The organism is Pseudomonas sp. B21-041, assembly GCF_024748675.1.
Classification (GTDB): domain Bacteria; phylum Pseudomonadota; class Gammaproteobacteria; order Pseudomonadales; family Pseudomonadaceae; genus Aquipseudomonas; species Aquipseudomonas neuropathica.
Genome location: NZ_CP087175.1, coordinates 2,130,363 through 2,144,959, shown reverse-complemented (window position 1 = coordinate 2,144,959; position 14,597 = coordinate 2,130,363). Strand labels below are relative to the sequence as shown.

Annotated in this window: 5 protein-coding genes; all 5 read right to left on the bottom strand. The window is 63.0% G+C overall.

Annotation, left to right across the window (positions count from 1 at the left end; all coding sequences use genetic code 11):
* Position 1 precedes the first annotated feature (1 nt).
* Complete coding sequence (locus LOY43_RS09520; protein WP_258709511.1) at positions 2–7,828, bottom strand: non-ribosomal peptide synthetase; 7,827 nt, start codon at positions 7,826–7,828, stop codon at positions 2–4.
* Entirely contained in the window at positions 7,825–11,226 is a 3,402-nt protein-coding gene (locus LOY43_RS09515) for an amino acid adenylation domain-containing protein (RefSeq protein WP_258709510.1), read from the bottom strand. The genes LOY43_RS09520 and LOY43_RS09515 overlap by 4 nt, the downstream gene beginning before the upstream one ends.
* A gap of 178 nt (positions 11,227–11,404) precedes the next feature.
* Positions 11,405–12,388 carry a TauD/TfdA family dioxygenase gene (locus LOY43_RS09510; protein ID WP_095047699.1) on the bottom strand — a complete coding sequence of 328 codons (984 nt, stop codon included), beginning with the start codon at positions 12,386–12,388 and terminating at the stop codon, positions 11,405–11,407.
* Positions 12,389–12,427: 39 nt separating this feature from the next.
* The gene (locus LOY43_RS09505) at positions 12,428–13,168 is read right to left on the bottom strand and encodes a thioesterase II family protein (protein WP_095047700.1); all 741 of its coding nucleotides are present in this window, start codon (positions 13,166–13,168) and stop codon (positions 12,428–12,430) included.
* A gap of 72 nt (positions 13,169–13,240) precedes the next feature.
* On the bottom strand, positions 13,241–14,413 hold the full coding sequence (locus tag LOY43_RS09500; RefSeq protein WP_095047701.1) for an MFS transporter: 1,173 nt from the start codon (positions 14,411–14,413) through the stop codon (positions 13,241–13,243).
* Between the last annotated feature and the right edge of the window lie 184 nt (positions 14,414–14,597).

Sequence of the window (14,597 nt, the reverse complement as noted above, 5' to 3'; positions counted from 1 at the left end):
CTCAAGAAATCAGTTTTTCCAGATCATCGAGGGATAGACGTTTGAGGGCCTCCAGGGATTTAGCCAATTCATCCTGAACGGGCGACATTTCGACGCGCAGAGCCTCGATTCGCGCGCAGAACGCCTTGAGGGTATCGGTTTCGAACAACTCTTTAAGCGGCACCTTGTCGCCCAGACGCTCCTTGATCCGGGTCACCACCAGCGTGGCCAGCAACGAATGCCCGCCGAGCTGGAAGAAGTTGTCCGCGAGGCCCACCTGCTCGACCTCCAGCACCTCCTGCCAGATCGTCGCCACCTCCCACTGCAAATCGCTTTGCGGCGCCTGATAGTGCTGCTGCGTCGGGCCGTCGCCCAAGGCCATCAGCGCCTTGCGATCGAGCTTGCCGTTGGGAGTCAGCGGAATGGCGTCGATCAGGTGCAAGTGGCCTGGCACCATGTGCGCCGGCAAGCGACTGGCCAGTGCATTGCGCAAGTGTTCCGCCAACACCGGTTGATCGACCACAGCCTGCGCCACCACCACATAGGCGTGCAGGTGTTTGCCGGCGGCTCCGTCCTGAGCGAGCACCACCGCTTCACGGATGTCGTCCTGCTCCAGCAGTCGCGCTTCGATTTCGCTGAGTTCGATACGGAAGCCGCGAATCTTCACCTGATGGTCGGCCCGGCCGATGTACTCGATGTTGTCGTCGCCGCCCTGACGCACCAGATCGCCGGTGCGGTAAAGGCGCTCGCCGTTGCTGGCGTAAGGGTTCGGCACAAAGCGTTCGGCGGTCAGCGCTGCGCGCAGCAGATAACCCCGGGTGACACCGGCACCGCCCAGGTACAACTCGGCGGGCACGCCACTCGGCAGTACTTGCAACTGGCTGTCGAGCAGATAGGCCACGGTGTTCGGCAACGGCCGGCCGATGTTCGCCTGCCCCTGCGGGGTGCGCAGGGTGAAGGTCGAATAGGTGGTGTCTTCCGACGGCCCGTAGAGGTCGTAGACCTGTTGCACCGACGTGCTCGCGTACAACGTGTCGACCAGGCTCTGTTTGAGCGGTTCACCGGCCAGATTGATGGTCGCCACCGAATGCGGAATCTGCCCGGCCCGTTGCAGCGCGGCAATCGCCGACGGCACCGTGTTGATCAGGGTGACCTGTTCGCGGGCCGGCAAATCGGCCAGCGCCAGCGCATTGTCCGCCAACACCAGGCAACCCCCGCAAGCCAGAGTGACGAAAATCTCCCAGACCGACAGGTCGAAGCAGATCGACGTCGACGCCAGCACGCCACGCAACTGTTCTTCGCGATAGACCCCGGCCGACCACTGAATCAGCGCCGACAGGTTGCCGTGGGTGATGGCTACGCCTTTCGGTTTGCCGGTGGAACCGGAGGTGTAGATGACGTACGCCAAATTCTGCGCAGTGACATTCGCCAGCGGTGCCGTTGTCGGGAACGCGCTCAACGCGCCCTCTTCCACCAACAACACCTGCGCACTCAAGTTTTCAGGCAGCAGCGCCAGTGCGGCCGGTTCGGTGATCAGCACGGCGGCGCGGCTGTCATCGAGCATGTGCAGCAAGCGTTCCTGCGGGTAGTCCGGATCCAGCGGCACATACGCGCCACCGGCCTTGAGAATGGCCAACAACGCCACGAGCATATCTGGCGTGCGTCGCATGCACACGCCGACGCGCACCTCCGGTCCGACACCCAGTGCCTGCAGCTTGTGCGCCAGACGGTTGGCCCGAGTATCGAGGCTTTGGTAATCGATCTGTTGTTCGGCGAACAGCACCGCATGCGCTTGCGGTTGGCGCTGCACTTGCGCGGCGAGGTGTTCCAGCACCGTGCGCGCGTCCGTTGCCGTGAGGTCAGCCTTGCCCCAAGCGATGGCTTGTTGACGCTGCGGTTCTGCAAGCAATTGCAAATCGCCCAGCGGCAGAGAAGCATCGGCGAGGAACTGCGTCAGCAGGCTCTCCAGTTGCGCGCTCAAACCGCTGATTGCGGCCGCATCGAAACTGGCCCGGTCGTAACTGATCCCCAGGCTCAGCTCACGCCCGGTGACCGCCACCAGCGTCAACGGGTAGTTGGTCTGTTCCTGACGACGAATCGCCGAGAACTTCAGACCGGTGGCCGGGCCTTGTTGCAGCGCTTCGGCCATCGGGTAGTTTTCGAACACCAGAATGCTGTCGAACAACGCGCCGTTACCGGCACCGGCCCAACGCTGAATGTCGTAGAGCGGCGTGTGCTCGTGTTCACGCAGTGCCAGATTGACGTCCTGCACCTGTTGCAGCCACTGGCTGACGACGATCTCGGCGGACGGCGCCGCGACCACCGGCAAGGTGTTGATGAACAGACCGATCTGCTGCTCGACGCCCGGCAAATCCGTCGGACGCCCGGCAACCGTGGCGCCGAAGGCCACATGGTCCTGCCCGGTATAACGCTGCAACAGCACCAGCCACGCCGCTTGCACCAAGGTGTTGAGGGTGACTTTCTGCTCGCGGGCGAAGCGGTTCAAGTTCGCCGTCAAGGTTTCGCTGAATACATGCGCGTGATCGGCGTAACCGCTGGCCGCGTGCTGCCCGCCCGACACGGCACTGGCCAGACGCGTCGGCTCATCAAGATCAGCGAGGGCTGTCGTCCAGAAATCGCGGCTGGCCTGCTGATCGCGCTGATCCAGCCATTCGATGTAATCGCGATAGCGCCCCTGCCCGACCGCCGGGGTCAGGCCGGCATAACGCTGCAGCACTTCGCCGAACAACTGCGAGGTGCTCCAGCCGTCCATGAGGATGTGATGGCAGGTGTAAATCAGGTGATGCGTGGCCTCGTCCGTGCGCACCAGCGTCACCCGCAACAGCGGCGCGCCAGTCAGGTCGAAACCGTTGGCCAAATCCTCGCTGGCCAGTTGCTCCAGCGCCGTGCCGAGGTCAGCACGACCGCGCCAGTCCTGCACGCGCCATGGCATCTGCGCACTTTGACGCACCACTTGTACTGCGGCGCCAGCGTCTTGTGGCCAGACAAATGCGGTGCGCAGGATCTCGTGGGCATCAACGGTTTGCTGCCAGGCTAGACGGAAGCGCTCGGCGTCGAGTTGTTGCACATCCACACGCAATTGATTGGTGTACGCCGGGCTGTCCGGATCGTTGACGCTGTGGAACAGAATGCCCTGCTGCATCGGCGACAGCGGATAGAGGTCGACGATGTCGCGGGCCGGGATCGGCAGCGCCGACAGTTGTGCCTGGGTCAGCGTTGCCAGACTAAAGTCCGACGGCGTCACAGCCGCCTCGCCACTGTCGCAGCAATGTTCGATCAAACGCTCCAGCTCGCGCCGGTAGGCTTCGGCCAGCGCCGCGACGGTTTCTGCGCGATACATGCCGCTGCCGAAGGTCCAGGTCAATTCCAGCTCACCGCCGTAGACCTGACCGTCAACGCTCAGCCAGTTACCCAGCGGCGCTGCCGCGTCCTGATTAGCGCCGGTGCTTTCGCCGCTTGGCACGAACAGCGCACCCGCGTCGGCGTTGAACGCGCCGTCGAACTGGCCGAGGTAGTTGAAGGTCACGCGCGGCTGCGGCAATGCCTGCAACTCGGCGGATTGGCTCAAGTAACGCAGCACGCCAAACCCGATGCCTTTGCCCGGCACCGCCCGCAACTGTTCCTTGATCGCGCACAGCGACGCACCCGGTGTCGATTCAGGGGTCAGGCGCACCGGAAACAAGCTGCTGAACCAGCCCACGGTGCGGCTCAGGTCGATGTCGTCGAACAAGTCTTCACGACCATGACCTTCGAGCTGAATCAGTACCGAAGGCTGTTCGCTCCAGTCACACAACACCCGCGCCAGGGCCGTCAGCAACAGATCATTGATCTGCGTGCGATACGCCGCTGGCGCCACTTTTAGCAGTTTGTGCGTCAGCGTCTGACTCAAGCGCGTGCTGGCCCGGGCCGCTTGTGCGCGGGTCTGGGTGTCCTGCGGGAAATCCCGTGGCAGTTGCGCGTCGCCCGCCGCCAGGGTTTGCCGCCAGTAGGCGCTCTCAGCGGCCAGCGCCTCACTCTGCGCGTAACGCTGCAGATGTTCGGCCCAGCTGTGCAGCGAGCTGCTTTTGCCCGGCAAGACCAGCGGCGTGCCCGCCGCCAGCGCAGTGTAAGCGTGCTGCAGATCTTCCAGCAGAATGCGCCACGACACGCCGTCGACCACCAGGTGATGGATAACCAGCAACAGGCGTTGCTCAGCATTCGGCAGATTCACCAACACCGCCCGCACCAAGTGCCCTTGTTGCAGATTCAGGCTGCGCTGGGCCACATCGGCCAATGCCGGCAAAGCGTCCAGGCTGTCCAGCTCACGCACCCACAACAGCTGCGGATCACGCTGGGTCTGCGGCATTGCCTGCCACACGTCGGCGGACGCCTGGAAGCTCAGCGCCAATGCGTCGTGCTGTTCGATCAGCGCGGCCAGCGCCGTGCGCAGATGCGCGGCGTCGAGCGGCGTGGTCGGCTGCAACATCACCGACTGGTTCCAGTGCTGACGCTGGGCAATCGGGGTTGCGAAGAACCGCGCCTGAATCGGCAACAATGGCAACGGCCCGCGAGCAGCAGGTGCCGCAGCCGTGACGGGCTTGGCTTCGATCAGTTTAGCCACGGCGGCCAGTTGGCCGATGGTCTGTTTTTCGAACAATTGCTTGGGGCTCAGCTTGATGCCCTGGCGTTTGGCCCGGGCAATGATCTGCAAGCTGAGGATCGAATCACCACCCAGTTCGAAGAAGTTGTCGCTGCTGCCCACGCGTTCAAGCTTGAGCACATCGGCCCAGATCGCCGCGAGTTTCTCTTCAACTTCACCTTGCGGCGCGACGAAGTGCTGAGTGACCACGCCCGGCACCGGCAAAGCACGCTTGTCGAGCTTGCCGTTGGCCGTCAGCGGCAATGTTTCCAGCAGCACAATCTGCGCCGGCACCATGTAATCCGGCAGGCACGCCTGCAATTGCTCGCGCAGCGCCTGCGCCTGCAAGGTCAGCCCCGCCGCCGGCACACACCACGCGACCAGTTGCAGACGCGTCGGGTCGTCATCCAGTGACAGCGCCAGCACCGCCGCTTCACTGACACCGTCCAGGCCCAGCAACACCCGCGCGACTTCCGCCGGCTCCACGCGATAACCGCGCACCTTGACCTGATCGTCGGCGCGGCCGATGAATTCCACCGTTTGCTGACGATTGCGGCGTACTCGGTCGCCGCTGCGATACACCCGCGCACCCGGCGCGCCAAACGGATCGGGCAGGAAGCGCTCGGCCGTCAGCCCCGGCTGATTCAGGTAGCCCAGCGCCACGCTGTCACCACCGATATACAACTCGCCAGCCACCTGATCGGCGACGTTGTTCAGCACATCGTCGAGCACGTAAACGTGAGCGCCGGCCAGTGTGCTACCGACCGGTACGCTGCGCGTCAGGCTCAGATCACCGACTTCATGGGCCAGCACGCCCACCGTGGTTTCGCTCGGCCCGTAGTGGTTGATGAGGCGGCAGCCCGGTTTGAGCTGGCGCACGCGCTCGACCAGCGCCGGCGAGCACGCTTCACCGCCGACAATCAACGCGTGTTCCGGCAGCACGTCGGCAGCCCGCGCGGCCTGCAACAACGCGGCCAGATGGCCCGGGACGATTTTCAGCATGCCCACTTGATGCGTGGCCATGTACTCGGCAAAGCGGTCCGGATCGAAGCCCAATTCTTCCGGCAAGACATGCAACAGGCGCCCGGAACACAGCGCACCGAAGAGCACGGTAAAGCCCAGATCCGCAGCAATGGTCGAGACCAGCGCCATGCTGCTGTCCGCCGTCGGCGCCATCCGTTCCAGCACACCGCGCACATAACTGCCCAGCGCACCGTGGCTGACCAGTACGCCTTTCGGTTGCCCGGTGGAACCGGAGGTGTGAATCACGTACGCCGGTGATTGCGCGCACAGCGTCACGGCTGGGCAAGTGTCCGGCATTGACTGCCACTGCTGCGCTGCAAAGGCGATGCCCTGACAGCCATCGACCGCCAGCGCGGAGACACGCGCATCGCCTTCGGCGCACAACAGCAGCCGTGCTTTCGCAGCGCCAAGCATCTGCTGCAGGCGTGCGTCCGGCGCCTTGACGTCCAGCGGCATGTACACCGCGCCCGCCTTGAAGATCGCCAGCACAGAAGTCAGCCAGTCCAGCGAACGCTCCATCAGCACTGCCACCGGCTGGCCGTCGCGCACGCCTTGGGCGCGCAAATGATGGGCCAGTCGATTGGCCGCCTGATCCAGCCCCTGAAAACTCAAGGCCTGATTCAAGTCGCGCGCGGCCAATGCTTCGGGCTGGCGCGCGACTTCACGATCCCAGTGCTGCAACACCATCAACGCCGGTTCGGCGGGTGCCGGGAGCGGTGCTGGCAAGATCAACGCAACACTGTGCAACGGTGCCTGCGGCGCTTTCAGCAATTCGCTGAACAGACCGAGCAAGGCCAGCACGAAAGCTTCGACGGTCTGCGGGCGATAGAGGTCGCTGGCATAGGTCATCTGACCGTGAATCAGCGTGCCGTCATCGGTGATGTCCAGCGCCAGATCGAAGTGGGTGCCGTCCTTGTCCAGCGGATACTCGGCGACAGTCAGCCCTGGCAGAGCCATCGCGCGCTGTTTCTGCATGCCGACGTTCTGGTTGAACTTGGCCTGGAACAGCGGGTTGTGGCCGAGGGTGCGTTCAGCCACCAATTCGTCCACCAGTTGCTCGAACGGCAACTCCTGATGCGCCTGCGCGCCGAACGAAGCTTCACGCACCCGCGCCAGCAAATCCTCGAAACTGCCGCGCTCATCCACCTCGCAACGCAGCACTTGGGTGTTGACGAAAAAGCCGATCAGCCCTTCGACTTCAGCACGGCCACGGTTGGCATTCGGCACGCCGACACGAATGTCGCGCTGCCCGGCCTGCCGCGACAGAAACAGCGAGAACCCGGCCAGCACCAGCATGAACAGACTGATGCCTTGGCTACGGGCGAAGGCGTTGAGTTGCAGGGATAGCGGCGCACCGAAATCAAAACTCAGGGTCTGGCCTTCGAAGCTTTGCGTCAGTGGCCGGGCAAAGTCCGGCGCCACTTCCAGCAGCGGATGTTCTTCACCCAGTTGCTGGCGCCAGTAATCGAGTTGACGCTCGCCCTCGCCGGCTTCCAGCCAGCGGCGCTGCCAGATCGCATAGTCGGCATATTGCAGCGCCAGCGCCGGCAATTGCGGTTCGCGTTCGAGGCTGAACGCCTGATAGCACTGGACGAATTCCTTGACCATCACGTCCATCGACCAGCCGTCAGAGACGATGTGGTGCATGCTCACCACCAGCACGAATTCCTCGTCGGCCAGGGCAAACAGACTGGCGCGCAGCAGCGGCCCGTGGCGCAAATCGAAAGGCCTTGCAGTGACGGTCTGCACCTGTTGCGCCAACGCTTGCTCGCGTTCTGCTGCCGGCAGGCGGGTCAGGTCGATACGCTCCACGGCCAGCGGTTGCTGTTCAAGGATCACCTGATGCGGCTGATCACCGTCAGTCTGGAACACCGTGCGCAGGACCTCATGGCGCGCCACCAGATGATCGAAGGAGCGCTGCAGCGCCGCTTCGTCCAGACGCCCGTTCAGGCGCAGGCCGGCGGCCATGTTGTAAGCAGCGCTTTGCGGTTCGAGTTGCCAGAGAAACAGCAGGCGCTGCTGAGCGAACGACAACGGAATCGGCGCGATATCGTGACGACTGACCGGCAGCGGCAACAGGCTGAAGTCCTTGCCATCTTCGCGCAACTTGGCCAGAAACAGCCGACGCTGTTCCAGCGGCAAGCCGACGAACCTCTTCGCGATACGTTCCGCCATTGTGCCGCTCATACTTCTTCTCCTTCCAAAGCACTCATGAACTGATCCATGTCGGACCAGTCGTCGTTCGTTGCGCCATCTGCCAGTTGCGCCAACACGGCGGCCAGATCGATCAGCAGCGGTTTCTCGAACAGGCTGCGTAGCGGCAGCACCACGCCCTGCTGACTTTTCACCCGGGCAATCACTTGCGCGGCCAACAGCGAGTGGCCGCCCAGTTCAAAAAAGTGATCGTCAAGACCCACCCGCGAAACTTGCAAAACATCCGCCCAGATCTGCGCCAGACACAACTCGGCGTCCGATTGCGGGGCGCGATAATCGCCCTGCAACTGCGCCGGATCCGGCGCCGGCAACGCCTTGCGATCGAGCTTGCCGCTGGGTGTCAGCGGCAGGTTCGCCAGCAACAGCAAGTGGCCCGGCACCATGTAGTCCGGCAAATGGGCTTGCAGGGCAGCGCGAATTTGCTGACGGAACGCCGCTTGCGTCGCGGCGTTTTCGAGCGAGGCGTGATCGGCGACTACGTAGGCCACCAGTTGCTGGCCGCCGCTGAGCGGCACCGCCAGCACCACGGCTTCGCGAACGCCAGAGCATTGCTGCAGGCGCGATTCGATTTCGCCCAACTCGATGCGGAAACCGCGAATCTTCACTTGATGATCGGCCCGACCGATGTACTCCACGGCTCCGTCAGGTCGCAAGCGCGCGCGGTCACCGGTGCGGTACAGGCGCTGGCCATCGGCAAACGGGTCGGCGATAAAACGCTCGGCGCTGAGCATCGGCTGGCGGTGATAACCCCGCGCCAGGCCCGGACCACCGATGTACAACTCGCCCACCGCGCCTTGCGGCAGAAGGTTCAAATCATCGTCCAGCACGTATAAACGGCGCGCGTCGAGACCGTGGCCGATCGGGATGCCGCGCCACGACACGGCGTCTGCCGTCAATGCCGTGCAATCGTGAATGCTCGACACCACCGTGGCCTCGGTCGGCCCGTAGGTATTGAGCAAGCGCACATGGCCCAAACCGGCCTGTTGCCACAAGCGCAAACCGTCCACCGCCATCGCTTCGCCGCCGACGTGAATCTGCCGCAGCGCACCGAAGCCGCTCGGTGGATTAGCGGCAAATTCCTGCACCAGCCAATACCAATAAGCCGCCGGCAAGTCGGCCAAGGTGATGCCGTGATCGACAATCACTTGATGCAACGCCGCGCTGTCCCACAACCGCGCATCGCGCAGGACGACTGCGGCGCCGTGGCACAGCGGCGGGAAAAACTGCTCGACAAAGCCGTCGAAGCTGCTGGTGGCGAACTGCAGAACGCGATCGCCTTCACGCAGGTCGCTGTAATCAATGGCGCGGGCGATGAACTCGCTCAGCGCACCATGACTGACCGCGACGCCTTTCGGGCGCCCGGTGGAACCGGAGGTGTAGATCACATAGGCGAGGTTTTGCGCGGCGACCGTCACCGGCAGATTGTCGGCCCGATCACTCTCGGCCAGTTGCTCCAGGCACAGGCAATCGACGCCATCCAGATCCGGCAGGCTGGCGAGGCTGGCGTGATCGGTCAGCAGCAATTTCAAACCGCTGTCATCTAGCACATGGCGCAAGCGTTCGGCCGGGGTTTGCGGATCCAGCGGCACGTAGGCGCCGCCGGCCTTGAGCACCGCCAGCAACGCCACCGCCAGTTCCAGCGAGCGCCCCAACGCGACACCGACCAGCACATCAGGGCCGACACCGCGAGCGCGCAACTGATGGGCCAGACGATTACTGCGGGTGTTCAACTCGGCATAGCTGAGTGCCGGCGACGGCTCGGTCGCCAGAATCACTGCCAATGCCTGTGGCGTGCGCGCTACTTGCGCTTCGAACAGGGTCTGCACGCTGGCGAACACAGGTTCTGCTTCGGTGGCCTGAATGAGTTGTGCACGTTCCGCCTCCGCCAGCAGTTCGACTTCGCCGACGATTTGCTGCGGATCGCGGCACACGGACGCGAGGATGTTGCGCCAATGCCCGGCCATAGCAGCAATGGTGGTGGCATCAAAAATATCGGTGGCGTAGGTGAACGCCGCGAACAACTGCTCGCCCTCCTCGCGGGTGTCGAGCATCAGGTCGCTGGTGGCGGCATGTTGGCGACCGCTGCCGGCCAATTGCTCCTCAGTCAAATAGCCCACCTGCAAACCGGACTCAAGTTGCACATCGTGCAAGTCGGTCACCAGCGGCTGGTGGTTGAACATCACCTGGAACAACGGGTTGTGGCTTTGGCTGCGCGCCGGTTGTAAGGCTTCGATCAAGGCATCGAACGGCAGATCCTGATGAATCTGGGCGCCGAGCGCAGCCTGACGCAGGCTTTGCAACAGATCGGCAAAACGGGTTTGTGCGGTGACTTCACTGCGCAGGATCTGCGTGTTGACGAAGAAGCCGATCAGCCCTTCGGTTTCGCTGCGCGTACGGTTGGCAATCAACCCGCCGACGCGGATGTCGGTCTGGCCGCTGTAGCGATGCAACAACGTTTTGAACGCCGCCAACAGCACCACGAACAGCGTCACGCCCTGACGTTGCGCGAGGCTTTTCAGCTCTTGGCGCAGCGCTGCGTCGATCACCGCTTCCAGACGCGCGCCCTGATGACTGGATTGCGCCGGATAGGCACGATCGGTCGGCAGCTCAAGCAGCGGATGCTCGTCGCCCAATTGCGTGCGCCAGTAATCCAGCTGACGTTCGCGCTCACCGGCCTCCAGCCAACTGCGTTGCCACAGGGCGAAATCGCGGTAGTGCACGGTAAGTGCCGGCAATGACGGCTCGCGCCCCGCCACCAGAGCATCGTAAGTGCGCATGAATTCATCGATGAGGATATTCATCGACCAGCCATCGGCGATGATGTGGTGCAAGGTCAGCAGCAACACATGCTCCTGCTCGGCCAGACGCAACAGGCGCAGGCTGAGCAGCGGACCGTTCTCCAGATCGAAGGCCTGAGCGGCCTCAGCCATCATGTGCTGTTGCGCCAGCGGCCAGCGCTGGGTCTCGGGCAGCGCACTCAGATCAGTGATCGGCAGTTTCAACGGCTGCGGTTCGACGACACGCTGAAACGCGCGCTCACCCTCCTGACCAAAGGTGGTGCGCAAGCACTCGTGCCGCGCCGCCAGTAGACTGAACGCCTGCTCCAGCGCCTGCGCTTGCAGGTCGCCCGTCAGGCGCACCGCCATCGGCAAGTTGTAAGCGGCACTGTGCGGGTCCAGTTGCCAAAGAAACCACATCCGCTGCTGGGCGTACGAAAGCCCGTCGCGCTCGGCGATTCCGTCACAGGCAGTCATGGGAAGCTGCGCAAAATCGATGCCCTCACGGGCCATGCCGGCGAGGAACAAACGGCGTTTGTCCTGTGGCAGTTCGATAAAACGACGGGCTAGTTTCTGGGCGTCTGCGGCATTCATGCATGGGGTCCTTGCTGATCGGCGGCGTGACCAGGAGACCCGGTCGTATCAACAAGAACGAATGACAAACGCGATGATTTAGCGCGCTGGCGCAACAGCGGCCCGACGCTAGGCACACAAACACCGAAGCCGGTACGAAACCGGCTTCGGCTGCTTTACCACCAGGTGTGGGGATGGCTCAGAGCGGCCCCTGTGAATGCCCTTCCGCCATGGCGACAATCACTTTGCGCGGCCCCTCGAATGGCGAACGCGCGTGTGCCGAGAGCATGTTGTCGAGCATCAGCACATCGCCCTCCTGCCAGGGGAAGCTGATCGCGCACTCATCGAGCACCGCACGAATCTGCGCCAGCACCTCGTCTTCAATCGCCGAACCATCGCCGTAATAGACGTTACGCGGCAAGTCCTCTTCGTCGACGATATCGAGCAGGCTTTCGCGCACTTCCGCTTGCAGGTTGGAAATGTGGAACAGGTGCGCCTGATTGAACCAGACGTTGTCGCCGGTCACCGGATGCACCGCCACCGCCTGACAAGTCTGGCGGGTGCGCAATTCACCGTCGTCCTTCCATTCGCAGACAATGCCGTGAGCCTTGCAGTAGGCCTCGACGACCTCGCGATCGTCGGTGTTGAACACGTCTTCCCAAGCCACATCCAAGCCGTTGCCGAAGTTGCGCACATACATCAGCCCTTTGCTGACGAAGCGCTCGCGAATTGCCAACGGAATGCGCCGATAAACTTCACGGCTGTCGGCAATCGGCGTCTCGCCGCCGGACTTGGCGGCGATCATGCTGTAGAACCAGATCTTCATCGGCCAGTCGCGGGAATAAGCCTGCTCGTTGTGCAGCGGAATGCTCTGGTGCGCCGGGTATTCGGTCGAGGTGTACACGCCCTGCGTCACGTTGGTGCGCGGTGTCGAGCCGAATTCATAGTTCAACAGCGGATGGCCAAAACTGGCGGCGAACTGCCGGAACTGTTCGGCACCGTTCAGACGGAAGCCGCGAAACAGCAGCCCGCCGTCGCGCAGCAGATGCTCGTCCACCAGTTCTTTCAATTCATCGAACACCGCCAACAAGTCAGTGTCCGCATCGGTCGCTTCCACCAACAACGGCAAGCGCCCCCGTTGCGGCAGCAGTGGCCGAACGGAAAATCCCACAGCAACAGCCATGACTGGCCTCCTGTAATCACTCGATAGGTGAACCGCGCGCTAAAACGCCGGTGCCGTAGCCTGCGCATGACGGCGGTGATGGACTTCCAGATGGGTCTTGATCGTGCGGATGACCCGGGCTTCGTGTTCATGAATGAAGAAATGCCCACCGGTCATCATGTCCACGGAAAAACTGCCCAGGGTTTCCTTGCTCCAGCCGATCAGTTGCTCGGTGGTCGCGCGGTCTTCCTTGCCGCCCAGCACGTGCACCGGGCAATTGAGCAACGGCCGCTGCGCCGGCGTGAAACGCCCGCACATCATGAAGTCGGCGCGCAGCACCGGCAGGGTCAGGCTCATCAGTTCTTTGTTGGCCAGCACTTCTTCGCTGGTGCCCTGAAAAGTGCGCAGTTGATCGATCAATTCCTCATCGCTGCGCGCTTCGGCAAAGCCGCGATCGTAGTCACTGCGCATCGTCGGCGCAGCAGTACCGGAAGCGAACAACGCCACCGGTTCCGGTACTCCGAGTTCGCGAAAGGCATGCGCCATCTCGCACGCCAGCAGCGCGCCGAGGCTATGCCCGAACAGTGCGTAAGGCGCCTGCAAGCCAGCCTTGTGCTCGCGGGCCAGTTGCCGGGCCAACGCACGCATGTCGATCTGCAGGGGTTCGTCGAAACGGGCACCGCGCCCGGGCAATTCCACCGGTTGCAAGTGCAGCCACGACGGCAGTTGGCGCCGCCAGCGGCTGTAGACCATGGCGCTGGCGCCCGAATAGGGCAGGCACAGCAGTGTCAGCTTTGTCACCGCGTTTACCTCAATAGGGTTATCTGTAAAAGAGAACGGATGAGATAGCGCGGGAATTAGTCGGTTAGCCGATCACTTCAAATGACGGAAACTCTGCACCGCCGATGCGAGGACTACCGCCCCGGCAGCAATCGCCAGCCAGAAGCCGCTGCGCGCGCCGAAGGCATCGACCAGCGCACCTGCGCCGGCGGCGCCCACCGCCACGCCGATACTCAAACCGGTCACCAGCCAGGTCAGGCCTTCAGTGAGCTTGGCCGGCGGCACAATGCGCTCGATCAACGCCATCGCCACAATCAGCGTCGGTGAGAAGAACAGCCCGGCGACGAATACCGCCACCGACAATCCAACAATATTGCTCGCCAGCAACAGCGGCAATGTGGTCACCGCCGTCGCCACTCCACCGTACAAAAACAGCTGCGGCAACGGCAGCTTCGAGCGCATCGCACCGAACGCAATACCGGACAGGAAAGAACCGATTCCGTACACCGACAACACGATGCTCGCTGCCGCCGGCTGCCCCTGTTGCTGGGCGAACGCGACGCTGACCACATCGATCACGCCGACGATGACGCCCATGGCGGTCATCAACAACAGCAGCCATTGCATGTCCGTGGAGCGAATGATCGAGCCTTGATGGTGTGGCTCATGCGGATGCACCGAGGGCTCCGTGCTGCGCTGGGCGACAAACGCGGTGACGCCGACCGCCAGCATCAACAGTCCCGCCAGTGGTCCGGCCTCGGGAAACAGCGTCACGCACAGCCCCACCGACAGCGGCGCACCGACGATAAAGCAGACTTCATCGAGTACTGACTCCAGCGCATAAGCCGTCTGTAACTGCGGTTGGCCGCGATAGATCTCCGTCCAGCGCGCCCGCACCATCGCCGACATGCTCGGCATGCACCCGGCCAGCGCGGCAAAGATAAACAGCGTCCAGTTCGGCGCCTGCAACCGCGTGCACAGCAGCAACATCAGCAGTGCCCCGCCGCCGATCAATGCCGATACCGGCAGAATGCGTCGCTGCCCATAACGGTCAACCAGACGCGATACCTGCGGCGCGCAAAACGCTGTGGCCAGGGCAAAGGTTGCCGCCACCGCGCCGGCCAGCGCATACCCGCCCTTCAACTGCGACAGCATGGTGATCACGCCGATACCGGTCATGGAGATCGGCATGCGCGCGATCATTCCGGCCAGGACAAAATTCCGTGCGCCGGGGGCGTTGAACAATTCGCGGTAGGGGTTTGCCATGGACTGCAGCCTCATCAAGGGCCGCCAAGTTGCCATAGGGTCGGGTGGCGTGGAAGCGCGGAATTGTTGGTGGAATGTGAAGCCTCCATCGCGAGCAGGCTCACTCCCAGAGGAGGATTTGTGTACGACGCCGATCCAGTGTGGGAGCGAGCCTACTCGCGAAAGCGTCGGCGAAATCACCACA